This window comes from Endozoicomonas sp. ALB091 (assembly GCF_049310265.1).
Classification (GTDB): Bacteria; Pseudomonadota; Gammaproteobacteria; order Pseudomonadales; family Endozoicomonadaceae; genus Endozoicomonas.
The window spans coordinates 1-26488 of record NZ_JBLYNQ010000008.1 but is presented as its reverse complement, the minus strand read 5'-3'; the positions used below and the strand labels follow the sequence as shown (position 1 = coordinate 26488).

The following is a 26488-nucleotide window of genomic DNA, read 5'->3' as shown; positions in this document are numbered from 1 at the left end:
ATTCATGGAAAATATAAAAAGTAGACTATTTTAGGGCATCAGCAGGCAGCAGTTTTTACTGTTTTTTTTCTCTTCCTTTTTCTTTTTTTGGGCTTTTTGGTTTGCTCTTCTAAATATTCTTCGGCGGTAAAATAACAGTCATCTGAAAATTGCCCTCCATCATCGGCAGTAAAATATGCCTCGTCTGCCACCCACTCGCCGCTGTTAAGTGACACAGAGCCATGAGCCTTTGGCAGGACGGCTAACCTTGCCTTTATTTGCTCAATAACTATTTTCATTGAATCCTGTTTCCAAAGCTTGTTCGACGGGATTTCAATGACTTCAAATCCTGATTTTTGCAGCAGGGCGATTTTCAGCAACGTTGAACCATTCCTGGTTTTGTAATCAGCACTCACGTAATGAGAAGGTCCCTGAATGTCGATCACCGTATTGTAATCTGGCAGTTGCAGGTCAACCGGAGGTAATGAGTTCAGACTCTTTTCTTCCTCAATCTTCAAAGACGGAAGGCTTGATTGGAGTTGATCGCGGAAAGTGGATTGTGATTCTGAAATGGATATCTGGTAATGGGGGACCACCGGACACGCTTTTCCAAGCCAACTTGCGGCCATGGCAGTGACGGTTTGAACCTCTATAATGCCCGGACATGTATTTTCCAGGCGAGAAAAAAGTTCACCTATGTGCTTTTCAAGTGGGTTTTTATCATTGCTACCTGAGTCCAGATAAAATCTGGCACAGAATACCATGACTCCCCAAAGAGACATCGATATCTCTTGCTCAGAGAGTTGAGGTTTTTTACTGATTCTGTCGACAAGAGAATTGAACGTAGATTGAACCAGACTCAGCTCAATGGCCTCACCCAGTTTCGCCACAGCCCACAGCAGGTTGGTGATATGCTGAGGAGTAAAGCGGTCTCTCTCTTCTTTTGATTCGGCTTTGGTTGTCACCTGGTACAACAACGGAGCCAGGACCTCTTTGAACTTCGTGGTCTTCTCCAGCTGCAGCCCGTTGTCCACCAGTGTCGCCACGGCCCAAAGCAGGTTGGCGGCAGCTTGAGTGTTGAAGTAGTCTTTCTCTTCTTTTGATTCAGCTTTGGTTTTCACATGGGGCAATAGCGCGACCACGGCCTCTTTGAGCTTCGGCATCTTGTCCAGCTTCAACCCGTTGTCCACCAGTTTCGCCAAGGCCCACAGCAGGTTGGCGACTTCCTGCAGCTTGAAGTGGTCTTTCTCTTCTTTTGATTCGGCTTTGGTTTTCACATGGGGCAACAGCGCGGCCACGGCCTCTTTAAGCTTCGCGGTCTTTTTCAGCTCCAGCCCGTTTTCCACCAGTTTCGCCAAGGCCCACAGCAAGTTCGCGGCTTCCTGTGGCATAAAGTGGTCTTTCTCTTCTTTTGATTCGGCTTTGGTTTTCACATGGGGTAATAGCACGGCCACGGCCTCTCTGAGCTTCACTGTCTTCTCCAGCTTCAGACCGTTGTCCACCAGTTTCGCCACCGACCACAGCAGGTTGGAGATATGCTGAGGAATAAAATGGTTTTTCTCTTCTTTTGATTCGGCTTTGGTTTTCACATGGTTCAGCAGCGCGGGCACGGATTCTTTGAGCATCGCTGTCTTCTCCAGCTCCAGCCCGTTGCTCACCAGTTTCGCCAAGGCCCAAATCAGGTTGGTGATTTGCTGAGGAGTAAAGTGGTCTTTTTCTTCTTTTGATTCGGCTTTGGTTTTCCCCCAGAGCAGCAGCGCGACGATGGCTTCTTTGAGCTCCGGTGTTTTCTCAAGTTCCAGCCCGTTGTCCACCAGTTTCCCCAGGGCCCACAGCAGGTTGGCGATATGCTGAGGAGTAAATTGGTCTTTCCCTTCTTTTGATTCGGCTTTGGTTTTCACAGGTGGCAACAGCACGGTCACGGTCTCTTTGAGCTTCGGCGTCTTCTCCAGCTTCAGCCCATTGTCCACCAGTTTCGCCACGGCCCACAGTAGATTGGTGACTTCCTGTGGCTTGAAGTAGTCTTTCTCTTTTTTTGATTCGGCTTTGGTTTTCACATGGGGCAACAGCGCGGTCATGGCCTCTTTCAGCTTCGGCATCTTCTCCGGCTTAAGCCCATTGCCCACCAGTTTCGCCACCGCCCACAGCAGGTTGGTGACTTCCTGTGGATTGAAGTGGCCTACTTTTGATTCGGCTTTGGTTTGTACATGGGGCAACAGCGCGGCCACGGCCTCTTTCAGCTTCGGCGTCTTCTCCAGCACCAGCCCATTGTCCACCAGTTTTGCCACGGCCCACAGCAGGTTGGCGATACCTTGTGCATCAATATCCCTGGTTTCAGGTTTTTGGTTGCACTTAAGTATTAATGCATCAAGTAAAGTTGACAGTAAAGCGGCTTGAGTTTCCCCATACCCCTCATTCATGTATTTATGAGGGGTAAAAACAAAAACACCCGCTGAAGTAAATGAATGCAGCGTTGTTGTCAGACTTCGCCAGGACCACCAGGGTGTCACTTTAAAAGCATGCAACAATGGTATCAGTTGGCGTTGTTCACTATGATTTAATAGTCGTTTTGCCCCTGATGTGTACCGTTTGATTGAACAGGCAAATTGACCATGATTTCTACCATCATCGCGGTCACCATAACGAGCAGATATCCTCGCCAGCCAATCCATTTTTTCTGGTGTGATGAGAGCATTAAAACCATGAACAGGTTTTATTGAATGCCCTGGTGGATGGTTAGCAGAGCAGGCATCAGAAGCAGGATAAAATTCATTACGCTTCCGGGTATAGCGTAGTGGCATATGCACCTTCCTGACTGTGCCATGCCTGTATCGCGCACTCCCTGAAGCACCGACATGATCCTCCGGTTGTTTATAATCATTACCGGATGTCGTGTATTTCTGACTTATGCCAGCACCAGCTCTATCCATATTTATATTTCATTCGTTCATGGAAAATATAAAAAGTAGACTGCTGTCTTGTTTATAGTTCATCTTGCCTGAGTGTCTATAAACTCTGGTTTAATTAATGCTTATGTAAATAAGTTTTACCGGCTTTTCTTCTCTTCCTTTTTCTTTTTGGTTTATCTGTTTGCTCTTCCAAATACTCTTCGGCAGTAAAATATGCCTCGTCTGCCGACTCCTCTTCCCTGTTAAATGACACAGAGCCATGAGCCTCTGGCGGGACGGCTAACTTTGTCTTTACTTGCTCAATCACTGTTTTTATTGACTTCTGGTTCACAAGCTTGTTCACCGGGATTTCAATGACCTCAAATCCTGATTTCTGCAGCAGGGCAATTTTCAACAACGTCGAACCATTTCTGGTTTTGAAATCACCACTCACGTAATGAGAAGGTCCCTGAATGTCGATAACCATGTTGTAATCTGGCAGTAGCAGGTCAACCGGAGGTAATGAGTTCAAACTCTTTTCTTCTTCAATCTTCAAAGACGGAAGGCTTGATTGCAGTCGATCGCGAAAGGTGGATTGAAATTGTGAAATACTTGTCTGGTAATGGGGGACGACCGGACACGCTCTTCCAAGCCAGCTGGTAGCCATGCCAACGATGGATTCATCCTCTGTATCTATTGGGAATGTATTTTCCAGGCGAGATAACAGGTCACCTATGTGCTTTTCAAGTGAGCTTTTATTGCCATCATAAAGATAAAACCTGGCACAAAATACCATGACTCCCCAGAGAGACATCAATATACCTTGTTGAGAGAACTGAGGGCTTTCACTGATTCGGTCGACAAGAGAATCGAACGTAGATTTAACCAGGTTCAGCTCAATGGCCTCACCCAGTTTTGCCACGGACCACAGCAGGTTGGCGATATGCTGAGGATTAAACTGGTCTTTCTCTTCTTTTGATTCGGCTTTGGTTTTCACATGGGGCAACAGCGCGACCACGGCCTCTTTGAGCTTCGGTGTTATCTCCAGCTCCAGCCCATTGTCCATCAGTGTCGCCAGGGCCCACAGCAGGTTGGTGACTTCCTGTGGCATGAAGAGGTCTTTCTGTTTTGTTGATTCGGCCTGGGTTGTCACATGGGGCAACAACGCGGCCACGGCCTCTTTGAGCTTCGGTGTTTTCTCCAGCTCCAGCCCGTTGTCCACCAGTTTCACCACAGCCCACAGCAGGATGACGGTAGTTTGAGTGTTGAAGCGGTCTTTCTCTTGTTTTAATTCGGCTTTGTTTTTCACATGGGGCAACAGCGAGGCCACGGCCCCTTTGAGCTTCGCTGTCTTCTCCAGCTCCAGCCCATTCTCCACCAGTTTCGCCATGGCCCATAGCAGGTTGGCGACATGCTGGGCATTAAAGTGGTCTTTCTCTTCTTTTGATTCGGCTTTGGTTTTCACATGGGACATCAGCGCGGCCAAGGCCTCTTCGATTTTCGGTGTCTTCTCCAGCTCCAGTCCATTTTCCACCAGTTTCGCCACGGCCCATAACAGGTTGGCAATATGCTGTGGAATAAAGTGGTCTTTCTCTTTTGATTTGGCTTTGCTTTTCACATGGGACAACAGCGCGGCCACGGCCTCTTTGAGTTTCGGTGTCTTCTCCAGCTCCAGTCCATGCTCCACCAGTTTCGCCACGGCCCATAACAGGTTGGCAATATGCTGAGGAATAAAGTGGTCTTTCTGCTCTTTTGATTCGGCTTTGGTTTGCACAAGGGGCAACAGCGCAGCCACGACCTCTCTGAGCCTCGGTGTCTTCTCCAGCTCCAGCCCATTGCCCACCAGTTTCGCCAAGGCCCACAGCAGGTTGGCGATATGTTGAGGAATAAAGTGGTTTTTCTTTTCTTTTGATTCGGCTTTGGTTTTCACATGGGGCAGCAGCGCGGCCAAGGCCTTTTTGAATATCGGTGTCTTCTCCAACTCCAGTCCGTTGTCCACCAGTTTCGCCACGGCCCACACCAGGTTGGTGACTTCCTGTGGCTTGAATTGGTCTTTCTCTTCTTTTGATTCGGCCTTGGTTTTCACATGGGGCAACATCGCCGCCACGGCTTCTTTGAGCTTCGGTGTCTGCGCAAGCTCAAGCCCGTTGTCCACCAGTTTCGCCAGGGCCCACAGCAGGTTGGCGGTACCTTGAGTGTTAAAGTGGTCTTTCTTTTCTTTTGATTCGGCTATGGTTTTCACATGGGGCAACAGCGCGACCACGGCCTCTTTGAGTTTCGCAGTCTTCTCCAGCTCCAGTCCGTTGCCCACCAGTTTCGCCATGGTCCACAGCAGGTTGCTGATACCTTGTGCATCAATATCACTGGCTGCGTTTTTTTGGTTGCATTTAAGTATTACTGTATCAAGTAAAGTTGACAATAAAGATACTTGAGCTTCCTTAACCCCTTCATCCATGTATTTATGAGGGGTAAAAACACCCGCTGTAGTCAATGAATGAAGCGTTGTCGTCAGGCCTCGCCAAGCCCACCCGGGTGTCGCTTTAAAATCGTGCAACAATGGTATCAATTGGCGTTGTTCACTAAGATTTAAAGGTCGTTTCAAAGCTGATGTGTATTGTTTAATTGAAGTGGCAAATTGACTGTGTTTTTTACCATCATAGTACTCACCGTAACGAGCAGATAACCTCACCAGCCAATCCATTTTTTCTCGTATAATGAGCGCATTTAATTCATGAACAGGTTTTACTGAGTGTCTTGGTGGACAGTGAGAAGAGCATACGTCAGAAGTATTATAAAATTCATTACGCCTCGGGATGTAGGGTAAAGCATGCCCCTGCCTGACTGTGCCATGCCGGTATCGCCCACTCCTTGAAAAACCGGGATGATCATCCGGTTGTTTATAATCATTACCTGATGTTGTGTCTTGCCAACTTATACCATCACCACCTCTATCCATGATTATTCCTGAATTCAAGCCGTAAAGAATATAAAAAGTAGACTACTGTTCTGTCCAAGGCTCATTATTCAGAAGGGTTGCCAGTTAGCGTATGATAAAACTGATAACAGATTTGATGACCGGTGATTCTCGGACAGCCTCCCAGGGCATCAACAGGCAGCAGTTTGAACGTATCAATGGAGCAGACAACCATGCCGGAGCTACCAGAAGTTGAAACCACCCGGCGAGGCATTAAGCCTCATATTGAAGGTCACACCATTCAGGAAGTCATCGTCCGTGAACCCAGACTCCGCTGGCCGGTGCCTGACAATATCAATCAAATCCTCAGTGGCAAGACGATCAGGCAGGTAAAGAGAAGGGCAAAGTATCTGCTGCTGGATACCGGGTCAGGCCACCTGATTCTGCACCTGGGGATGTCCGGCAGCCTGAGGGTGATAACAACCAATGCACCTGTGGAAAAACACGACCATATCGATATTCTGCTGACCGATGGCCAACGGTTAAGATACACAGATCCTCGCCGCTTCGGCGCTGTTCTCTGGTCTGCACGCCCTCTCCATGAACATAAGCTGCTCAAGCATTTGGGGCCTGAGCCGCTGGACAGTGAGTTCACGGCCCGGCGTCTATGGCAAATGTCCCGGGGCAGAAGCCAGTCTGCCAAGACGTTTATCATGGACAATAAAGTAGTGGTCGGTGTCGGTAATATTTATGCCAGTGAAGCGTTGTTCAAAGCCGGGATAAGGCCTGACCGGGCCTGTGGCAAAATCTCTCTGAACCGCTATGAACGGTTAGTCGATGCCATCAAAGAGACTCTGGCCAAAGCCATTGAACAAGGCGGCACCACCTTGCGTGATTTTGTCGGGGGAGATGGCAAACCCGGTTACTTTAAACAGGAGCTGGCGGTTTATGGCCGGGCAGGCCAGCCGTGCATAAAGTGCGGCAAAACCATTAAGGCAATAAAACTGGGGAACCGGAGCAGCTGTTATTGTGCTCATTGCCAGCGGTGATGAACGACAGTATTAGGTTAACGACTATTGCGTGCAAAAAAATCAGGAACTTGTCACGGGCTTAAATGGTCAGATTCTTCACTGTTTGCATATCATCTCAAACCAGTGAAAACAGGTCATTTCAAGTCGCTGCCAGGACGGGGTCATGGAAAATAGATGAATCTTACAATTAACGGCAAATATCATCCCCGGGGGAATCGGTATCAGGTAGACAAACCTTACGAAGGGTTTGGTAATGTCATCAAGCTGGACATATATTCTACGGGCTATGGCCGTAGAGCCTACTTTGCCAAAACTCAACGGGTTGTACAGGCTGTATCCTGCCAGCATCCCATCCTGGCTGACTCGTGCAGGTCAAGCAGTTGCCTGGTAGAAATGGATTTTTCCAGCCGCTATATAGTGGTTAACGATGAGTGGCGAACCCCTGACTTTCATTGGATTGTCAAAAAATTACAAGAGAAAAGGATATACGCCTTGACTCCAGTTCAACGTGAAGATTTTCATGCCGTAAAATCCATGCTTGAAAAAAGCTACTACACAGACAACGGTCAGTTAAGGGACAGTACATTTAAAGGGCATTTGTCTCCGGCAAACATGGCTGAAGCGGGCATCGGGTTGCACAAAGAAGGAGTCGAAGGAGTCGAAGGAGTCGTAAACTGTCACTATGGTTTGTCTGGATATCTCGCGAGTGACTATGAGCACCACTATATGTCAATTAAACGATGGCATGACTGCTGGTCTACACCAAAGGTCAGGCATCAAGAGTTGTATAATTGTCCGCCCTGCATAGAGAGAAAAAAATACCAATATCCAGTGTTGACCACTGAGTCTGGTGAAGATGTCACCGGAGCAACATTCCAAATGGTCATAGGGGGTGGTTTTGTCCCGCATCTAGACCCCGGTTGCACACAAGCAGTGCTGGTGACTGACAAAAATCATGAACTCCCTGTAATGGACAGCCAGGCCGCACAACGCGAAGTGTTTTTGATCATAATCGACACACTGAAGAAAGGGATCAGACACAGGGTTGAGAAAAATGATATTGGTATTTTGGACTTCGCCCAACAGGTTCAACAGGTGATATATCTTGAACACTTCAATGCCTTATTGGTGAAGCTTCAGCTGGAAACAGACCGATTCATAACGCTTTTAAACCAGTTTCAATTGCAGGTAGAAAATAAAGATGACAAAGATGAGATCAGAAAAAAAATAAAGGTAATTACTGAGGCATTAAAAGCGGATGTCATTAAAAAAGAAATAAGTGAATTTATTGATGTAATCACTAATTACGAGAAGGCAAACGCTTTTTCAACAATAATGAAACGACTGAAAGACCGAAAGCGTATGGCTGGAGCCGAAGATATGCCTGAGCTTGATAGGGTTGAGCAAGAGCTGGTTAAATTAAGCGAAAGTTATTCCGGGCAATTTTTTCTGGATAATTTTTTTGACAGTTCCGTCAAGACAGCAGACTTTGATGATTTTTTTGCCGATTTTCAGCACTATTTCTGGAACAGGTCAGACGACAATAAATTAATTGTTGATATAATGATTTCCCGTTCTGAACTTCTGGCAGCCATAAACCCGGTTCATGATAAAGTCGAAGAGCTGTTAACCACCTACCTGGAAACTTGCAATAGCCAGGATCCTTCTGTTTCAGACAACCCTGCTCAAACTTTGCAAAGCCCCCTGTTAGGTGAGTTTGTACCCTGTCGGCTAACCTCTGCATCCCTGGCTAATGATGAAACGTCTTATTTATGGCAAACAAGGAATACTTTTCGAATACCAAACTGCTGCGTAACCGGCTGGTTGACTGACACTGACCACGTACTTCACTGTCATTTACCATCCTGATTATCGGTCACTCTGCACAATGAGGAGAATTGTGGGGCAGCTTTTTCTTCAAGACCTGATACTGTTTTTTTGTTAAAAAGATCATTTTCTGAACCCAGAGGTTAGCAATGAGCAACTATCAACGTAGCTCGGACAGTAAACTGGTCTATTCCACCGATGTTGGTCGAATCAAGGAAGAAGCCGCCCAACCGGAAGTGGTGGGCGATGGCAACGTGCGGGTCCGCCCGGAGAAAAAAGGGCGAGGCGGTAAACTGGTCACCGTCATCAGCGGGCTGCCACTGTCAGGTAATGAACTGAAAGCGTTTGCCAAGCAGTTAAAGAAACGCTGTGGCGGCGGGGGTGCGGTTAAAGAGGGTAATATTGAACTTCAGGGAGACCATGTTGATATCATGGTTGAACATTTGAAAAAAGCGGGTTTTGATGCCAAGAGATCCGGCGGGTAACAGACACCGGTCGGCTACAGAATAAGCCAGCCGGTGGTGGTAAAGGCTGAACGGAATCAAACGGTTTTCAGCCGGTCAGCATAAGCCTGCAGCTCTGTGCCCAGTTGCTTGATCAGTGGATCGTCATTATCCCTGGTCATCTCCAGGGCGGATATCTCAATAAAACTGGCCACTGACATGGTTGCTGCACGTGTTTGCTGACAGGCATCCAGAATGTTACGCACAATTCCCAGCGTTTTCGTTCTTTGTTCCTGCAGTTGACCGGTGAACAGCTGGTTGTACCATTTTGCCGAGGTGCCGCTTTCCAGCGATGCCATCGCCTGCACAAGCGCTTGCGGAATATCAGCGTTACTGATCCCGGTCTGAGCTGCATCGGGCTGCTCTATACAGGTCCGGACTTCAAGAAACAGTGCGATGATCTTACTGGCCTGGTCGTTGGTAAGAGACTTCTCCGTAATTACTTCCTGAATGTGTGTCCGGCACCCGGCAATAGCTTGCTTTGCCTGTGCGTTTACCAGCGAATGATCGGTGATTTTCTGTAGTTCGGTATCTATGTTGTTCAGTAGCGCTTCCTGCCGGTTATCTTTGCAAGCCAGTGTTTCCGTCAGTTGTCTGCTGAGCTGGGAGAGAATCGTCGAGTGTTCAGACTGGCTGTTTTCGTACTCGCTGTTGTTGTTTTCTGCCTGCTTCCGGATTAACCCTGTGGTCTTGTAATAATCCGAATACTTTGTAAGTACGGCGTCGTTTAACTGCTTATGCGTCTGGCTGGTTTCAGCCGGGCGATAACCATTGATTTCCGACGTCAGCTGTTCCGGTATTGTGGTTATCAGACAGTCAAAAGCAGCCGCTCCCGACATCAGGCACGCCAGCTTCTGTTCATCGCCAATCACTTTGAACGCCTCAATCATCTCTGCCTGGCGAGCCTGTTCATCGGCTTTCTGGCGGGCAAACATCTGCAACAGTGCCTGAGTCTCATGGGGTTTATTCACCACATTGAGTGTTTTTTTCAGGTGGGTTGGCGAGGTAAATATCGGACCATAGACATTGATAAACTGCTGATCAAACGCCTGATCTTCAGCATTTTCTCCAGACTGGCATAGCAGCTGTCCAACGTCTTTAAATTTATTCAGTACCGTTTTTTGTGTTAACGGTGTGGGGCCATCCAAAAGCAGCTTACGACACAACAGGTTTAACAAATGGTATCGACTGTTGCCCCGGTCAGGTGTCAGCTCTGTTAATAGCTGCCAGACTTCACCAGGCAACTTTTTATCGAAAGAAGCCAGTTTGCCAATGGCCTTGTCGATTTGAGTCAACGCCTCCAGGGAAAGCTCCGGCTCGTTAGTGGATGAAACACTGTCCAGCAGCGCAAGGGCATCCTGGCATGCTTTACAGGCCTTATCAGGGTTCATTGACAACCGTTCACTCTTCTGTCCGGCCGCTGACAGGAAAGGGCTGAGAGGAGCATAGCGCTGATATTCCGACGCCACGTAACGGATAACAGACTGGCTGGCTCTTTTCCCGGTTTCAGGGCTGTCAGTCTCGAGTGTTATTGCCAGTGCTTTTAGCGGCTGTGATACTAAATCTTCCGCTGAGTATGTCGGCTTCTGGCTCTGAGAGTGTGGCAAGGGTGCAGCATGGGCAGGTTCAACCTTAATGGTGGATATCGGTTTAGCAGAGGTGCTGGCCATATTATGCAAAGAGGCTGTAACACCGGGGTTCTGCACTTGCTGCTTTAGCTCCGACGCTTCCCGTTCCAGGCGTTGACTTAACTGTTTCTGAAGTATCTGTGCCGGCTTTAAGGGTTTGGTATATCTGGTTAGCCGACTTTTGGCCTCTTTAAATACATTCTCAACGTTTGCCAGTTCATCCACCGCCGACTGCTGTAGTTGCTCGATGGGTTCTTCTTCTGATTTTTTCCGTGTTGATGCGAGCGCTTTTTCCAGATTTTTTATCTTTTCCAGTGGCGGCATTAATCCCCGGATCATGAACGCTGAGATTTCAGAGGAGTGCCGGTATAAAAAACGATCATCCATCAACAGGCTCTGGATTCTCTGGTTGTAGCAGGTCATCAGCTCATGAGCCTTTTTGTAGAGTTCTGACAGTTTTTTCCTGAGTTCACTCTTGTCACTGATTGCAGCCGCAGACAGTGCACTGATGTCAGACAAAAGCCTCTGCTCTATGGTTCTGGAATCCTGTTCCCACGGCTCAGCGGGATACTCTTGCAGCCCGCCGTTATCAGCAGGTTCTGCCACAACCTGTCCTTTAAGCTTGCGGTGATCGGTCATCTGCTCAGACGGAGCCTTAGCCTCAGCATGGAATGGGCCATTAATAGTGACAAGCGCTTCACTACTTGAATCTTTTTGTATTTGCTCAGAATCCATGACCGTTGTCCTTTCCTTGCCTTCAGGCGTTTAACCTCTGTGTGCCAGAAAATGCCGTTTTCTGGCCTTTGTTATCATCTTTATTCTGTTTGCAGTGGTACGCTGCTTACCCGGAGCCACTCATGGCTAATTACTGATAATTACTCGGCAGCGTAGCTGGATGCTGGATAACGGCTCGTCGGAAAGGGACATCCTGTGTCAGACTGGATGCCTGCTTAAAGAGGTAGCAGGAGCCTGCTGGATGCAGCGCAACCTGTTTCTGCACGGAGTCGTGGGGTTTAAACGGGGAGTTTGCCTTGACGGCGAGTTGGGGCTGCATTCCCACGGGGAACCGTGGGAACCAGGGTATATCCTCTTGCATCACGGGCGTAGTCCTGTGGATGCGGTTGTTATGCTCACTTACTCGAAACCATCCGCCCATGAAGTGTCGGTCATGCGAGGATCGTCGATCCGCTGGCCGAAGCAATTGTATTGTTCTTCCCTGATACGCTTGAACACAAACGGCTCAAACAGCATCCGGTAAATTTTACTGGCGTTACCCCCGTTTTTGGTTTTACGGTGACAGCTTTCGATCAGCCGTTCCTGTTCCAATTTCTTTAAACCCGCACTGACTGTAGGCTGACTGGCCCCAACTATTTCTGACAGCACCCCCTGACTTGGCCAACATTCACCGTCTGAATTTGCAAAAGTCGCCAGTACAACCAGCAAAAATTTCTGTGTCGAATTGAGGTTGCCGAGTCCTTTGGTATTTATTTGCACACGAACCATTTTCATTACCCCGATTGTGTACGCAAACGAAATCATTGCTATACTGCCTCCTGAGCAGTAGCTCATTGCTATACAGGAAAACCCGACGAGGAGTTGCTGCTCCGTTTGAGTCGGGTTTTTTCTTGCGTGTCAGAAACATAGACAGCCATCGGGATAATGCAAGAATGTTTCGATATACCCTATCAAAACAGACTCATTTCAATATCGAAATCTCGATACAAACAAGATAAAGAACAGTATCAAAGAACAAGTTGCACAATGCGGCCTACGTGGGTGAACATAACACAGCTTTCAGGTACGGTTCTTTGCTTTGGCTTGCAAAGCAACTTTTTCCTCTTCAGACAAAAAAGCAATACTTAAACCGTTTTCCTGTGCCTGGCGGATATCATCCCGGGTCAGCCCGGCAGCAGGTGCCGCCACCTCATATTCATGGGGCAGTTCAATGCCCTCCACCGCCGGATCGTCCGTGTTGATAGTGGCCAAAATGCCATGATCGAGAAACTGCTTGAGTGGATGGCTCTGAATATCGGGGAAGGTATTGGTCTGGATATTGGAGGTCAGACAGGACTCAATACCGATCTTATGTTCTGCCAGATAATCCATCAGCTCAGGATCATAGATGGCTTTTACCCCATGACCTATGCGGGTAGCACCCAATTCCCTGATGGCCTGCCACATGCTTTCCGGGCCAGCGGCTTCTCCGGCATGAATGGTGATGTGCAGGCCAGCATCGCGAACCTGGCGGAAATGGTCAACAAACAGCGCTCCGGGTTTACCCAGCTCATCACCGGCAAGATCAATCGCAACCAGCTTGTCTTTGCTTGCAAGGCAGGCATCCAGCTCTTTCTGGCAGGCTTCCTGGCCAAAGGTACGGCTCAAAATACCGATCAGGTTGGTTGCCACACCGAAGTCACGGCTACCGGCAGTCACGCCGTCAATCACCGCTTCAACAACACCTTCGGGGTCAAGGCCGTGGGTCATCGCCATGTACCCCGGACTGAAGCGCAGCTCGGTATAATCAATGCGGGCGTTCATGGCATCTTCGACATTTTCATACGCTATCCGGCGGCAATCATCGTAGTCTGCAAGGACCTTAACGCCCCAGTCCAGCTTGCTTAAAAAACTGACCAGGTCCGGTTCCTGGCTGATGACCCGGACGTGGGGAATCAGGTCTTTCAGGTTGTCTGCCGGAAGCTGAAGATTATTCTTCCTGCCCAGATCCAGAATGGTTGCCGGTCGGATATTGCCATCCAGATGGCGGTGGATATCGGTCAGGGGGATTGCTGGTGTAATCATGGCGTTGTACTTATTTCTATGATCAAAAGGTGAAGGGATTCTATGATACCTGATTTTTCAGATAAGGAGGCGTTCCCGAGGGCCTTGGATTGGAGAAAGCAGGGTGCATGGCGGTTTCGAATGTCGGCTCCTTCAGGAACCCACGCGGTAAGACCCTTTTATGGGCTTTTGGCAACAGCTGATCGCGGGAACGAGTCCATAAGACCAATGTCCGGAATCATAATATTCCGGACAGTCGACCAGATGTTAGCGATTAAACTGCTTAAAACGCCTGATCAAACCATTGGTTGAGCTGTCCTGGTCGGTGGTTTCCTCTTTGGCGCGAATTTTCTCAATCAGACGATCACCCAGTACTTTACCCAGCTCAACGCCCCATTGGTCGAAGGGGTTAATTTGCCAGATAGTGCCCTGGACAAAGACTTTATGCTCATACATGGCAATCAATGCACCGGTGGTTTCCGGTGTGATCTTTTCAGGAACAATCATACTGTTCGGACGATTGCCCGGAATCACCTTGTGAGCAGCCAGACGTTCCACCTGGTCAGCATCCATACCAGAAGCGGTGAGTTCATCCCGCACTTCTTCCAGTGTTTTGCCCTGCATCATGGCCTGACTCTGGGCCAGCGCATTGGTAAACAGCCAGGGATGTTGTTCGCCAATCGGGTTATGAGTGGTGGCCGGAGCGATAAAGTCCACGGGAATTAACCGTGTGCCCTGGTGCAGCAGCTGGTGGTAGGCGTGTTGGTCATTAGTACCGGTTCCGCCCCAGATGACTGATCCGGTGTGGTAGGCAACTGTGCTGCCGTCTTCACGGGTACGCTTGCCGTTACTTTCCATATCCACCTGCTGCAGGTGGCCCGGCAGATCACGCAGGAAGTAGTCATAGGAGATAACAGCATGGGATTCAGCACCCATAAAGTTCTGATACCAGACGCCCAGCAGACCGGCAATCACCGGCATGTTTTCTGCCAGAGGAGCTGTGCAGAAGTGCTGGTCCATGGCTTCAGCGCCTTTTAGCAGACGCTCGAAGTTGTCGTAGCCGACCACCATGGAAATCAACAGGCCGATACTGGACCAGAGGGAGTAGCGACCGCCAACCCAGTCCCACAGCGGCAGGGTGTTTTCCTGGGCGATACCAAACTGGTCAATGGCCTTGAGGTTGGTGGAGATGGCCATAAAGTGTTTACGGATATCCTGCTCGGCACAGCCCTGGGCAATCATCCAGGCTCTGGCTGCCTGGGCATTTTGCAGGGTTTCCAGGGTACCAAAGGACTTGGAGGCAACGATAAACAGCGTGGTTTCCGGATCAATTTTACCCAGAACTTCAGACAACTCGTTAGGGTCAATATTCGCCACAAAGTGATGTTCAAAACCCTTAACGTGGTAAGGGGTCATAGCATTAATAGCAGTTTTGAGCCCCAGGTAAGAACCACCGATACCAATATTCACGATATGTTTGATGGGCTTGCCGGTATGGCCAAGCCACTGTCCGGAGTGAACCTGTTCAGTCATGGCCTTCATACGGGCACGGGTTTCGCAGATCCCGGGCATGATGTCTTCACCACCCACCATCACCGGAGCATCACCAAAGCTTCTCAGTGCCGTATGGAGTACCGCACGCTTTTCCGTGTAGTTGATCTTGTCACCGGCAAACATGGCGTCACGGGCTTGTGCCAGATTGGCCTGCTCCGCCAGCGTTACCAGGGATGTCATTACATCGTCGTTAATCAGGTGCTTTGAGTAATCAAGAAACAGGCCAGCAGCTTCAAGGCTGTAGCGGTCAAACCGGTTTGGATCTTCAGCAAACAGGCTGCGCAGATGGGTATTGGCCAGATGTTGTTGCAGAGCCGTCAGGTCTTTGGATGCGGGCAGATGATCCAGAGCAGTTGAGTTAATCACTGTCTTGCCTCATTAGATAAGGATGGAAATAAGGGTGGCAGATAGATTGGATAAGTGAGGTGGGGAATATACCTTACTTATTGATAGCGGGAAAACCATTAGCACTGGATTCAGACGTCTGAATCCAGTGGGCGACAGCATTACCGGGTAAAGTGAATATTATCAATCAATCGGGCTTTGCCTAAATAGCCAGCAGCAAGAATGACCAGTGACTGCTCATTATGCGTTGCGGGCAGCAGGGTTTGTGGATTGCAGATATTAAAGTAATCCGGCTTGAACCCGGCCTGGGCCATGTGGGCAAACGCATTTCTGCGCAGCAGGTCAAAGTCGGTTTCGCCCGCCTGAATCGCGTCTCTGGCTTGCGTCAGGCAGCGATAAAGAGCGGGTGCTATCTCTCCGCGCTCTTGTGGGGTCAGATAGCCATTGCGTGAACTCATGGCCAGGCCGGTTGGCTCACGGGCGATTGAGGCACCGAGAATCTCAACCGGCATCACCATATCTTGCACCATTTTGCGAATGATGGTCAGCTGCTGGAAATCTTTCTCGCCAAATACCGCGATATCCGGGCGCACAATGTTGAACAGCTTGGTGACCACCGTGGCAATGCCCCGGAAGAAACCGGGCCGGGTATTCCCGCAGTGCATACCATCCAGCACATCGACACTCACATGGGTATGGTTTTCGCTGCCTTCCGGATAGATTTCATGGGTGCTGGCGGCATAGAGCAAATCAACACCGTGATCCATCAGCAGCTGCTGGTCCTGCTCCATGGTTCGTGGATAGGAGTCATAGTCCTCGTTGGGGCCAAACTGCAAGGGGTTTACATAGATACTCACCACCACAAAGTCGCAGCTTTCTTTGGCTTTTTCCACCAGGGTCAGGTGCCCACCGTGCAGGTTACCCATGGTCGGTACAAAGCCAATGCGCAGCCCGGCCGATTTACGGGTGCCAACGATACCCTGAACTTCAGCAATAGAGTGTACAGTTTGCATGATGGATACTTTCCGTTTAGTCGAATCCGTGTTCCGGACCCGGGAATGTGCCGTTCTTGACGTCTTTAACGTAGGCAGCGACAGCATCCTGGGCAGAACCACCTTCAGCCATAAAGTTTTTCACGAATTTGGGTTTGCGTCCGGCGGTCATATTCAGCATGTCGTATATCACCAGCACCTGGCCGTCCGTGTCAGCACCGGCACCAATACCAATCACCGGAATCTGAACGGCACGGGTGATTTCCCGGGCCAGCACCGAAGGTACGCACTCCAGCACCAGAATGGCGGCACCGGCCTTTTCCAACCCGATGGCGGCTGCAATCATGGCATTGGCGCGGGCTTCATCGCGACCCTGAACTTTGTAGCCACCCAGAACATGCACTGACTGTGGTGTCAGACCAAGGTGGACGCAGGAAGGGATACCCTGCTCACGCAGGCGGGTAACAATGGGTGCCAGCCAGGCCTCACCTTCCAGCTTGACCATTTCAGCACCCGCCTGCATAAGGCGGGTTGCGTTGGCCAGCGCCTGTTGCTCATTGGTGTAGGAAGCGAACGGCAGATCGGCCATTAACAGGGAGTCGCCCGCTTTGCTACTGACACAGCGGGTGTGATAACACATGTCGTCCACAGTAACAGGAACCGTGCTGGTTTGTCCCTGACAGACATTGCCAAGGGAGTCACCAACCAGTATCACTGCCACGCCCTGACTGCTGGCCAGGTGAGCCTGGGTGGAATCGTAGGCCGTCAGGCAGGTGAATTTCTCACCCGTTTTTTTCATCTCGGACAGGATACTTAGGGTGACTTTAGCCATGGGTAAAGACCTTGATTAATTGCTGTCGCGGATTATACGAGAAGTGTGAATGCTTGTCAGTTAAGGGCTTGGCGCAACGGTCAGGCCGCCCTGTTTCCAGAGTGCGGGTTTGCAAAGTCAGACTGTTAAAACCATGGATAACGGTCAGCAATAACATTCAGCCCCTGGTACCCTAGTTCATCCACCATTGCCTGCAATAGAGTACCATCCGGAAGTTCAAGATCCGGTGCAACATCCAGCAGAGGGCACAGCACAAAATTGCGAACCTGCATCTGATAGTGAGGAACGGTCAGTCGTTCTGACTCAATGCACCGGTTGCCAAACAGAATGATATCCAGATCCAGAGTCCTCGGTCCCCAGCGTACCGAGCGCACACGACCATGGGCGTTTTCTATCGACTGCAGGGCATCCAGCAGCCTGAGCGGTGCCAATGTGGTATTCACAGCCACCACCGCATTGCAGTAATCGGGCTGGCCGGGGGGGCCAACCGGGTCACTTCGGTAGAGCCTGGAACAGGCAGCAACCGTTATTTGAGGCATACTGTCAATGTCATCCACGGCACGCTGCAATTGAAGGTCTGGTTGCTCAAGGTTACTACCCAGTGCCACATAAGCGGTTTCTGCCATCAGGACTCTCCGGACTGATGTGCTGACGAGGCATCACCACTGCGAGGCTTGCGCCTGCGCCGTCTGCGTTTATTGCCCTGCTTTTTCTGCCCGCCATGGCTGGTAAGCGACCGGATCATGGCATGACGGCCATGTTCATCCAGTTCCTGTATTTCTGTCCACCATTGACCGGACGCCGACAGGTTTTCACCGGCTTGCTCCCGGAGTATCAGGAAGTCATAGGCCGCACGAAATTTGGGGTGCTCCAGCAAGGTTTCAATCAGTTTGGGCTGTCTGCGTTCCAGTCGAATCTGCAGATCCCAGATATCACGAACCACCATGGAGAACCGGCGGGGAATCGCGGTGTGATGACACTGGTTCGTGATCACCGTCATGGAAGCCTGCTGGAATGCCGGAACAGGCGGAATACCCTGGTCCATAAGCTCTCTGGCCATTCGCCTCATAGGTGCCCATAAAAGTGCGGCGAACAGGAACGCTGGTGTCACAGGACGATTTTGTCTGACTCGCTTGTCGGTACTGTCCAATGCTTCAATAATCAGGTGACCGGCAAGTCTGTCCTGTTCGTGCAAGCAATGCGCTGTTCCTGGAAACAGTGGATCAAACAACTGGTATTCCTGCAGTAATTCAAACGTACGTACACCCTGACCGGACTGCAGCAGCTTCAGAACCTCATCAAACAATCGTGCAGCTGGAATATCGTGCAACAACTGCCCAAGATCCCGAATGGGTTGCTCGGTTTCCGGTGCCATCGTGAAGTTGAGTTTAGCCGCAAACCGAATGGCCCTGAGCATGCGAACCGGGTCTTCATGGTAACGGGTAACCGGGTCGCCAATCAGTCGCAGGGTACCGGTGCGAATGTCATCAACCCCGTTGCAGAAATCCACCACACTGAAGTCACGCCCATCGTAGTAAAGGGCATTAACGGTAAAATCCCGGCGCATGGCATCGTCTTCCATGGTGCCATAAACATTATCCCGGAGAATTCTTCCGGATTCCGAGTGCCGGGACTTTTCCTGACCATGGTGCTGTTCATGGGTGGCACGGAAGGTGGCTACTTCAATCATTTCACGACCGAAGAGCACATGAACCAGTTTGAAACGTCGGCCAATCAGTCTGGAATTACGAAACAGCCTGCGGACGTCTTCAGGACTGGCATTGGTCGCGACATCAAAGTCCTTGGGGTGAAGATCAAGATAGAGATCACGGATACACCCCCCCACCAGATAAGCTTCATAGCCCTGGCTGGTTAACCGGTTAATAACTTTGAGCGCATTGTCATTGATGTAGCGACGGGAAACCGGATGTTTATCCCGGGGGATAACGGTTTTCTGCGGGTCGCCCGTTACATCAAATGTGGGCCGGTGGCGTTTTGACCGATTTCTGTTACGCATGAGCCAGAAAATAAGTGTGCCTCCAAGCACCAGGACAGCCATTGCTGTTATAAAACTGTACATTCCGGTACCTGGCATCATAGGGTTTGCAGGATTTGTTTAAGTTGTGAAAAAAATTGCATGGATAAAGTGGCTTACCGTGGTTGTTTGTGGCTTTGACCTGCCTGATCAACTTGACCTGAAGGGTAGGTCCGTAAGGATCAGCGCTTATCATAGCACCGCCGCTGTTTTCACTCCATTTGTCTTGACACCAGTGACAACTGTTGTCGGTTTTTATCAATAAAAAAGTTACCGTGATTCAGAAATTTCACAGTCGGCAACCCGAAAAAATCCTGAACTGAAAATTCAGTACCAGTTGCCACCGGAGTGCTGACCAGAACATCTCCGGCCAGAAATTTTACCAGACGATGTACCAATAATTAATTACAACTGGTATTTACGTACTTCTATTTCTTCACTGGTACTGGGAACAAATCACTTTTCTACTTGTCAGAGTTGTCGGTACGTCCATAAAACTTTTCACAACGTAACGAGAGGATAGTAATTATGAGTATCGAAGCTTCGGGCTTGTTTGGTGATAAAGCCCAATACTTGTTGGTGCACACCACGAACAACCGGGAGAAAGTGGATACCGGTGATGACGTTCTGACAAGATTCTTAGGTTCGAATCAGAGAACTGTACGCATCAAACCTCCCATAGAAAAACTGCTAACGCCTACCCAGCCGGTAGGCGACGACATCAAATTTGGTGCCACCAGCAGAATTGATGTGGTCAAGGAAATGATGGCCGAGCGAAATCTGTTTCAGGATGCTTCTATTGAGGCGGTATTGCCCAGAGTCTATATCAGTTTTGAAAATGGCCTGCGGGTCAAACCTGACGGACTTGTCGACGTTGTCGGCGCTTGCATTGAAATCGACGGCAAATCTTACTACGGAGAGTCCGAAGAGGTCCCTGTTCGGGTCAATCAAGAGCGCATTAGCATGATGACGGACGAGATCCGCAAAGAATTGGGTCCGGATGCAGATGTTTACGATTTCAAATCCCATTATCACACCCTCAATGCAAAACAGAAAGAAGCTTTCAACTTGATGATATTTGGTCACAGAGATGGTTGTGACGCAAAAGACGCGGTGCCGGAGCCACAGGTTGCAGGCCTGCGCCAGAGGGTGATAGAGGAATTGAAAGACCAAGGCGTCAGGGACTACTGGCGGACATATACCGATGATCGCCTGACCCGTAAGCAGGGACTGTCTCAGGCAGTCAAGAACGCCGTGAACGATTTCATCAGTAAGCAGAGCGGTGAAGATAAACTGCGACTCGTCCAGACCCTGAAGCAATCCCTGATCACCCGGGGGTTGCCTGCATCCCTTGGGGATCGCTATGGGCAAACAGTATGGATGCGTGATTTTGGTATTATGATCGATACCCTGAGCAAACAAGACGTCACCCGCCCTGAGGCCCACAAAAAGCTGACGGACTCTCTGGCATCCATTGCCAGCAAGCAGTTCGACAGTGGACTGATTCCTCAGGTAGTGATTCCAGACCCGTATTTGAGCGAATTTGTCTATCAGCGGGTGCTGGGGGGAGACACCGGGAATGGCTGGTACTACAATCTGCGTGACTATATGAAAGAAAAATTCCCCGGGATCACCCTGCCCACTCTGGATTCGGAGTCCCTGAAAACCATCGCACCGGAAGAACTGAAGACCATACTCAACCAGCTTTATGCTAACTACCTAATGGCGAAAGATACGGGTGACCCGGGTGTACCCAATCCGACCCATACCTTAAGGGGCTTACTGACCGATACCCTCGGCACATTAACGCCGGGCACCACCGACAGTGAAATTCACTTTATTCGCTCCATGACCAAACTGCTGGAACTTGCCGGCACTCAGGAGCAAAAGGACGACGTCCGGAAACTGGTTCCCAACCTTGCCCATGCCATGGCTTACCTTGATAAAAAAGTACTGGACCCGGCCAATGGCTTGCCTCAGGGTGGCGATAACCGTGATATGCTCGACACCTGGATGTATCAGAAACTGCTGTGCAGTAATGCCTGTTTTCTCTATCAGGGTTTCACCGGACTGGCCCATCATCTGGAAGAGATCGGCCCCCAGCTCAAGATCGAACTGAGTAAACATTTCCCACCCGGGACAACACCCGTTTCCGGCTTTATTTCCGCCTTGCTTGATGATAATCCGCAGGCCGTCAGCGATGAACTGGCGAAGTTCAAACAGTTGATTAAAGAAACCTTCCTCTATAACAAGGACGGCAAATTTGACCCGAGGGACTTTGTCCATTCGGATAATCCCACCGGCCGCGAGTCCATGAACAAACCCATGGAATATATCTCCCCACTGGTTAATGCCAACAAGGATTTTCTGGAGGGTAAGGAAGTCAACCTGCAGGGGCTGGCACTGGCTATTGAAAACGGGCTGATTCAACCGGAAGATCACCCTGCGGTGGTAAAACTGATCAGATCACAACTGACGGAAGCTGGCCTGAAGGTGTTCTCTCCCATCAATATGGCTAACAACCACGAAAAAGACATGCTGATCGATAGCAAAGGTTTTCTGGTATGGCCGCAGATCGAATACCGGATAATTGATGCTCTGACCAATCACATGGAGAGTACTCCAGAGGTTAAAGAGCTGTTGTTGGAGTTGCACGAGGCAGGTGAACGTCGCAATGGATTAAGTGAATGGTATAACACGTATGAATCCGAGGAGGAGAAGAAGGTAATCGTTTATGGTGGAGGAGCCACTGGCCAGGCATGGTCAATCATGTTGATGGAAAAGGCACTGAGCCCTGCCAACCTGACGGGTGAAGAGCCAATGGAAGTCGATGAGGGCAACTGAAAAAATAGTGCCCATCCTGAAGACCCTCTTCCAGAAGGTTGCCCGGTAAAATCATCCATCCGGGTGTCTCCTGAGGAAGGGGGGACAAAAAATTGAGGGTAAATATTCCGTTTTGTGAGGTGAATATAGGTTCTATTTGTCGCACAAAACGGATTTTTTTGTTTAATTCTCTGCACGACCATGTGAATGCAGGAGCAGTTACCGCCTGGGAGCCTGTCCGAGAATAGCGCCCGTAGCGAGGATGGCAGAAAATTGAGGATAAAAAGTTGGAAATTTTTAGTGAATAGTGGTTCTATTTGCTAAAAATTTCCGAATTTTTAGACCAATTTGCTGCCACCGCAGTAGGGCAGTCTATTCTCGGACAGCCTCCCAGGGTAGTCTATTTTAGAACAGCCTCCCGGACACCCCCATCTATTGACTCCAAAATGATTTATTGTTGAGCTGAGATAAGAACTACTTTAATAGAACAGTCGAGACTTGCAATGAGGCTCTGATAGAAAGTTGTCCTTTTTCTCAGGAGATCTTCTGTGCGATCTGTAAATGAATGTATTGATAGGAGAATACGCTAATGAGTTCAAATCATCAGAAGAAAGTCGCCGTCGTTCTCTCCGGGTGTGGTGTCTACGATGGTGCTGAAATTCATGAATCAGTATTAACACTACTGAGCATTGAACAGCAGGGAGCAGCCTATAAATGCTTTGCTCCTGATATTAATCAACACCACGTCATTAACCATTTGACCGGGGAAGAAAGTCAGGAACAGCGAAATGTTCTGGTGGAGGCCGCCAGAATAGCACGGGGGAATATCGAACCCCTGGCAGCTTTGAAAGTCGCTGACTTTGATGCCCTGATTGTTCCGGGTGGCTTTGGGGCAGCGAAAAACCTGTCGGATTTTGCGTTTAAAGGCGCTGAGCTGCGAGTGCAGGTTGATATGATGGTTGCCGTTAAGGCGTTCTCGGAAGCCGGTAAGCCAATTGGCCTGATCTGCATTGCTCCGGCAATGGCTGGTCGTATTTTTGCCGAAGGCGTTAGGGCAACCATTGGTAATGATGCAGCAACTGCCGAGGCAATGGAGCAAACCGGAGTGACTCACCAGCCCTGTGCAGTTGATGAAATTGTCATTGATGAGCCCCATAAACTGGTGACCACTCCAGCTTATATGTTGGCACAAAATATCAGTGAGGCTGCCGCAGGTATTGGCAAGCTGGTCACTAAAGTGCTGTCAATGACCAGTTGATGATCAGCTTCAAGCCCGGGAATATAAGTAGTTAACCAAGATGTGAATATTCTCTGGCGTTCGCTTTTCATATTTTTACCTGCGAGCAGCTTGAACAAGCCGTTCAATGTGCTCTCTCGGCAGATAACCCAATGCAATGGCTGATTTGATGATCCCTGCGGGCTTAATATCGCCTTGCTCCCCGTAAAAATCGAGCAGTTTAGCGAATATTGAGGGGCAGTCCTTTAATTGAATAAAGTTCCTGACATGGAGAGATTCTAATGTATTTATGGGGATCTTTGCATTCCGTAATGAATCCTCAAATATTGGGTGCTGGAAAAGAGCAAGAATTTTACCTTCATCACGGCCTATATTGGCACCCAGTATTAAACATATAACGCTGCGATGTCTGCAAGGCATATCTTTAATGCCAAGGCCACTCTCCCACCGATTCAAGTCCCAACAGTCAGGATCTGTCGGGTTATTGCTGGCTGGTTTATTTGCCGCAGTACCACTGACAACCGATGGCAACACTCCGGTTTGATCCTTAATATAATTGATCACCCTGTCCAGAAGGAGGGATAATTGTTCTTTATTAAGATTGAACTCGCCATAGGGATTGAGCTTACCGTCACTGCAATACCGGATAATACTTTGTCCGAATACAACAGCTGCACTGCTGTCAGGATTTGTACCCTTTGCAACAACTGCACGGCTATCAGGATTATGTGTACTTTCTGCACGATCAACTGAGGATGGCAAAAAGGGTGATTTTCCAGCTGAAGGATGCATATCAGAAGTCCCCGGGTATTTGATTCATACGAATATGCTCAGGCTGTGAATATTCTCAGCGGACCGCTAATCATATATTTACGTCTCCGCTGTCAAGTTAAAAATCTTTTCAATGCCTTCTTCCGGCAGATAGCCCAATGCAATGGCTGATTTGATCAACCCTGTGGGCTTAAGCTGAAGAAACGTTTTGGGCCCACCTGCGCAGATAGTAAACAGTTCACCTAATATTTTTGAAGTTGAAGCACCTTGGTGTTTCTGAAGAATGCCCCTGAAGTCGAGAGATGTTATATCTGTTTTGAGATCCCCTGCCCGCAATGATTCTTCAAATAGTGGGTGCTGAAAAAGAGCACGAATTTTATCTTCATCAGCCCCTATATAGGTACTAAGTATGTCAAAAACGAGTTTGCGATAACGGACATGCAACAATACATTCAAGCCATATCCTTCCGTACTGAATAACCTACTCTCCCAATTATTCCATTCCCAACGGTCAGGATTTGTCAGGTTATTGCTGGCTGAGTTTTGTTCCGCACCACCACTGACAATTGATGGCAGCTCCACTCCGGCATTCTCAGCAATATACTTGACTGTCTTGCCCAGAAGACCGGATAACTTGTCTTTATTGAGTTCGCCCTTGGAGTTTGAGCAATATCGCATCATAATTTTAGCTAAACTAACAGCTTGCGTGCTATCAGAATCCTTTCTGTCCCCTACGCAATAAGGAGAGGGCGGAAAAGGGGGTAATTCACCAACCGGAGCTGAGCTTTTCATGCTAGATCACCATTAATATTTCATTCAGAGGAATATACTATGATTGGACAACTAACCGGCAAAAATGTTCCATATTGATAATGTCTGAGAATCCAGATGGGGACTAACAGCCTCCTTCTGATACCCAACAATCCCGTTAATCCAAGATAAAGTGTCTACCAGTCGGTCTAACCTGGTTTGATCCATTGCTTCAGGTGTGAATGGATCAGCCAGGTTACTCAGCAGGTGAGCAGTGTCAGGGTACTGAGTCCGCTGCGCTTCTGTGAGCGTGATGCAATTGCCGAAGTCGTTAAACCAGACATCTATGTGGCCATCGGGTTTGAAACTTAACATGATATTGTCAGGGTGACAGTCTCCATGAACAATGCCATGCCCTAAGGCAAGCTCACACCATTTTTCCTGTACCTGAAAATGAACTTTATCCAGTACAGACTTGAAAAGATCATCATCAACCAGATTTACACCAAAACACCTTTGGTAGACTTCTGACCGCAACTGCTGGTTTTCCGGGTTGATCAATGTATTCAACGCATGCCCATCCTGAAGGTGTTCCATGATCAGCAGGTTATCAGCGTCAACTGCTTCGGTTATCTTTGGCACCCTGAAGGTTAATTTGGTTGCCTGTGGCAAGAGAGTATCAAGTCTTACTGTTTGTTCCAGTGCTTCTTTGAATGCAGCCTGGTTCTTTTTCTCTTCTTTAAGATTGCACTGCCGGATCAATGGATTAGTCATTTCCCGGATGGCCATTCTAATTTCTTTTGGCATGAAAAATAGCAGCATTCTTATGGATTTTAACCCTGCTGCCAAATCATTGGCTTTCCAGTCCGGAACCACTTTGGCCACCAGCGATTCTTCACCTTTTTTAATTTCAAAGCAGGAGCGTATCGTTCCTGTTTCAATATGGCGTTCCACTGAATAAGCTTTACATCCGGCTTTATCCAGGATTGATCTCGGAACGGTAACAGGTATTTCAGGATTGTTAGCCAAAACGACATCAATCCTGTATTGACCATTCCATGCAGGATCTTCTGACGCAAAGAGTGCTGCAAATGGCCTGCGGTTATCAGGATGCCAATGACAGCAACCATTTGCGTAAGGACCCCATGTTCAAGCTGGCTGTCGGTCGCATTCCTCTGAATGCCGAGACCCATCTGGCATCAGCCCCCACATTTACACGACTCGGGAAGGGCTTGTCCCGCAGGGGTTAAGGTTGTGGAGTATAAAGACCGTGTTAAGTTACATCTGCCCAGCAGCAACCCAATGAAAGTGTTGCTGCAACGAGTGACAGAGGCTTTTGCTGCTTTGCCTGTCCTCAAACCGGGATAAGAGACACAACTTTTAAGTTGGCAGGCGTTTTATTGAATCAACTGAAAGAGGTTGAGGGTTCAGTGCCCCTGGTGTCAGGCAAATCGGTATGTTTTTTGACAAAAAGCCATGGCGGGACACAATATCACCGCAGAGAAATACGCTGCTACGATCTGACAGGCTATGTTTGTTCAAAAAAAATCAATCATTCGAGCTATAGCAGCGTTTATGAAATATGCGGGCTAGGTCAATAG

General features: G+C 48.9%; 18 protein-coding genes and 1 pseudogene. 6 read left to right on the top strand and 13 right to left on the bottom strand.

The genetic code is table 11. The features are described 5' to 3' along the window. Nucleotides 1-38: 38 nt before the first annotated feature. Nucleotides 39-2909: a DUF1601 domain-containing protein gene (locus ACO6UX_RS17065; RefSeq protein ID WP_422449590.1), complete on the bottom strand. Its 2871-nt coding sequence runs from the start codon at nt 2907-2909 to the stop codon at nt 39-41. A 94-nt stretch (nt 2910-3003) separates the two neighbouring features. Next, nucleotides 3004-5823 (bottom strand): DUF1601 domain-containing protein, encoded by a 2820-nt coding sequence (locus ACO6UX_RS17060; RefSeq protein ID WP_422449589.1) that lies wholly within the window; start codon nt 5821-5823, stop codon nt 3004-3006. Between the two features lie 191 nt (nt 5824-6014). Here ACO6UX_RS17060 and mutM point away from each other — a divergent pair, with 191 nt between their 5' ends. From mutM to yciH, 3 genes are all read left to right on the top strand, one after another. After that, nucleotides 6015-6830, top strand: coding sequence for a bifunctional DNA-formamidopyrimidine glycosylase/DNA-(apurinic or apyrimidinic site) lyase (gene mutM / locus ACO6UX_RS17055; RefSeq protein WP_422450533.1), 816 nt, complete (start codon nt 6015-6017; stop codon nt 6828-6830). Between the two features lie 156 nt (nt 6831-6986). Next, entirely contained in the window at nt 6987-8681 is a 1695-nt protein-coding gene (locus tag ACO6UX_RS17050) for a hypothetical protein (RefSeq protein ID WP_422449588.1), read from the top strand. A gap of 107 nt (nt 8682-8788) precedes the next feature. Further along, the gene (gene yciH / locus ACO6UX_RS17045) at nt 8789-9124 is read left to right on the top strand and encodes a stress response translation initiation inhibitor YciH (RefSeq protein ID WP_269672497.1); all 336 of its coding nucleotides are present in this window, start codon (nt 8789-8791) and stop codon (nt 9122-9124) included. A gap of 56 nt (nt 9125-9180) precedes the next feature. Here yciH and ACO6UX_RS17040 read toward each other — a convergent pair whose 3' ends face one another. The 8 genes from ACO6UX_RS17040 to pcnB form a co-directional block, all read right to left on the bottom strand. Continuing rightward, the gene (locus ACO6UX_RS17040; RefSeq protein ID WP_422449587.1) at nt 9181-11505 is read right to left on the bottom strand and encodes a hypothetical protein; all 2325 of its coding nucleotides are present in this window, start codon (nt 11503-11505) and stop codon (nt 9181-9183) included. A gap of 399 nt (nt 11506-11904) precedes the next feature. Further along, a complete protein-coding gene (locus ACO6UX_RS17035; protein WP_422449586.1) occupies nt 11905-12309 on the bottom strand; it encodes a helix-turn-helix domain-containing protein in 405 nt (134 codons plus the stop codon). A gap of 255 nt (nt 12310-12564) precedes the next feature. Next, nucleotides 12565-13569, bottom strand: coding sequence for an adenosine deaminase (gene add, locus ACO6UX_RS17030; RefSeq protein WP_422449585.1), 1005 nt, complete (start codon nt 13567-13569; stop codon nt 12565-12567). Nucleotides 13570-13815: 246 nt separating this feature from the next. Beyond that, nucleotides 13816-15468 (bottom strand): glucose-6-phosphate isomerase, encoded by a 1653-nt coding sequence (gene pgi / locus ACO6UX_RS17025; RefSeq protein WP_422449584.1) that lies wholly within the window; start codon nt 15466-15468, stop codon nt 13816-13818. Nucleotides 15469-15608: 140 nt separating this feature from the next. Next, complete coding sequence (gene panC / locus ACO6UX_RS17020) at nt 15609-16460, bottom strand: pantoate--beta-alanine ligase (protein ID WP_422449583.1); 852 nt, start codon at nt 16458-16460, stop codon at nt 15609-15611. 16 nt (nt 16461-16476) lie between these two features. Then, entirely contained in the window at nt 16477-17271 is a 795-nt protein-coding gene (gene panB / locus ACO6UX_RS17015; RefSeq protein WP_422449582.1) for a 3-methyl-2-oxobutanoate hydroxymethyltransferase, read from the bottom strand. Nucleotides 17272-17396: 125 nt separating this feature from the next. Further along, nucleotides 17397-17897: a 2-amino-4-hydroxy-6-hydroxymethyldihydropteridine diphosphokinase gene (gene folK / locus ACO6UX_RS17010; protein WP_101747773.1), complete on the bottom strand. Its 501-nt coding sequence runs from the start codon at nt 17895-17897 to the stop codon at nt 17397-17399. Continuing rightward, nucleotides 17897-19351: a polynucleotide adenylyltransferase PcnB gene (pcnB, locus tag ACO6UX_RS17005; RefSeq protein ID WP_422449581.1), complete on the bottom strand. Its 1455-nt coding sequence runs from the start codon at nt 19349-19351 to the stop codon at nt 17897-17899. Before pcnB ends, folK begins: the two co-directional genes overlap by 1 nt. Nucleotides 19352-19834: 483 nt before the next feature. Here pcnB and ACO6UX_RS17000 point away from each other — a divergent pair, with 483 nt between their 5' ends. Further along, nucleotides 19835-22150, top strand: coding sequence for a hypothetical protein (locus ACO6UX_RS17000; RefSeq protein ID WP_422449580.1), 2316 nt, complete (start codon nt 19835-19837; stop codon nt 22148-22150). 568 nt (nt 22151-22718) lie between these two features. After that, nucleotides 22719-23387 carry an isoprenoid biosynthesis glyoxalase ElbB gene (gene elbB, locus ACO6UX_RS16995; protein ID WP_422449579.1) on the top strand — a complete coding sequence of 223 codons (669 nt, stop codon included), beginning with the start codon at nt 22719-22721 and terminating at the stop codon, nt 23385-23387. A gap of 75 nt (nt 23388-23462) precedes the next feature. Here elbB and ACO6UX_RS16990 read toward each other — a convergent pair whose 3' ends face one another. The 3 genes from ACO6UX_RS16990 to ACO6UX_RS16980 form a co-directional block, all read right to left on the bottom strand. Continuing rightward, nucleotides 23463-24158 (bottom strand): hypothetical protein, encoded by a 696-nt coding sequence (locus ACO6UX_RS16990; RefSeq protein ID WP_422449578.1) that lies wholly within the window; start codon nt 24156-24158, stop codon nt 23463-23465. Between the two features lie 78 nt (nt 24159-24236). Continuing rightward, nucleotides 24237-24929 (bottom strand): hypothetical protein, encoded by a 693-nt coding sequence (locus ACO6UX_RS16985; protein ID WP_422449577.1) that lies wholly within the window; start codon nt 24927-24929, stop codon nt 24237-24239. A 51-nt stretch (nt 24930-24980) separates the two neighbouring features. Continuing rightward, nucleotides 24981-25916 carry an AarF/UbiB family protein gene (locus tag ACO6UX_RS16980; protein ID WP_422449576.1) on the bottom strand — a complete coding sequence of 312 codons (936 nt, stop codon included), beginning with the start codon at nt 25914-25916 and terminating at the stop codon, nt 24981-24983. A gap of 2 nt (nt 25917-25918) precedes the next feature. Between ACO6UX_RS16980 and ACO6UX_RS16975 the strand changes: the two are divergent. Next, a pseudogene (locus ACO6UX_RS16975) lies at nt 25919-26131 on the top strand (transposase); the annotation flags it as partial. Nucleotides 26132-26488: the final 357 nt, after the last annotated feature.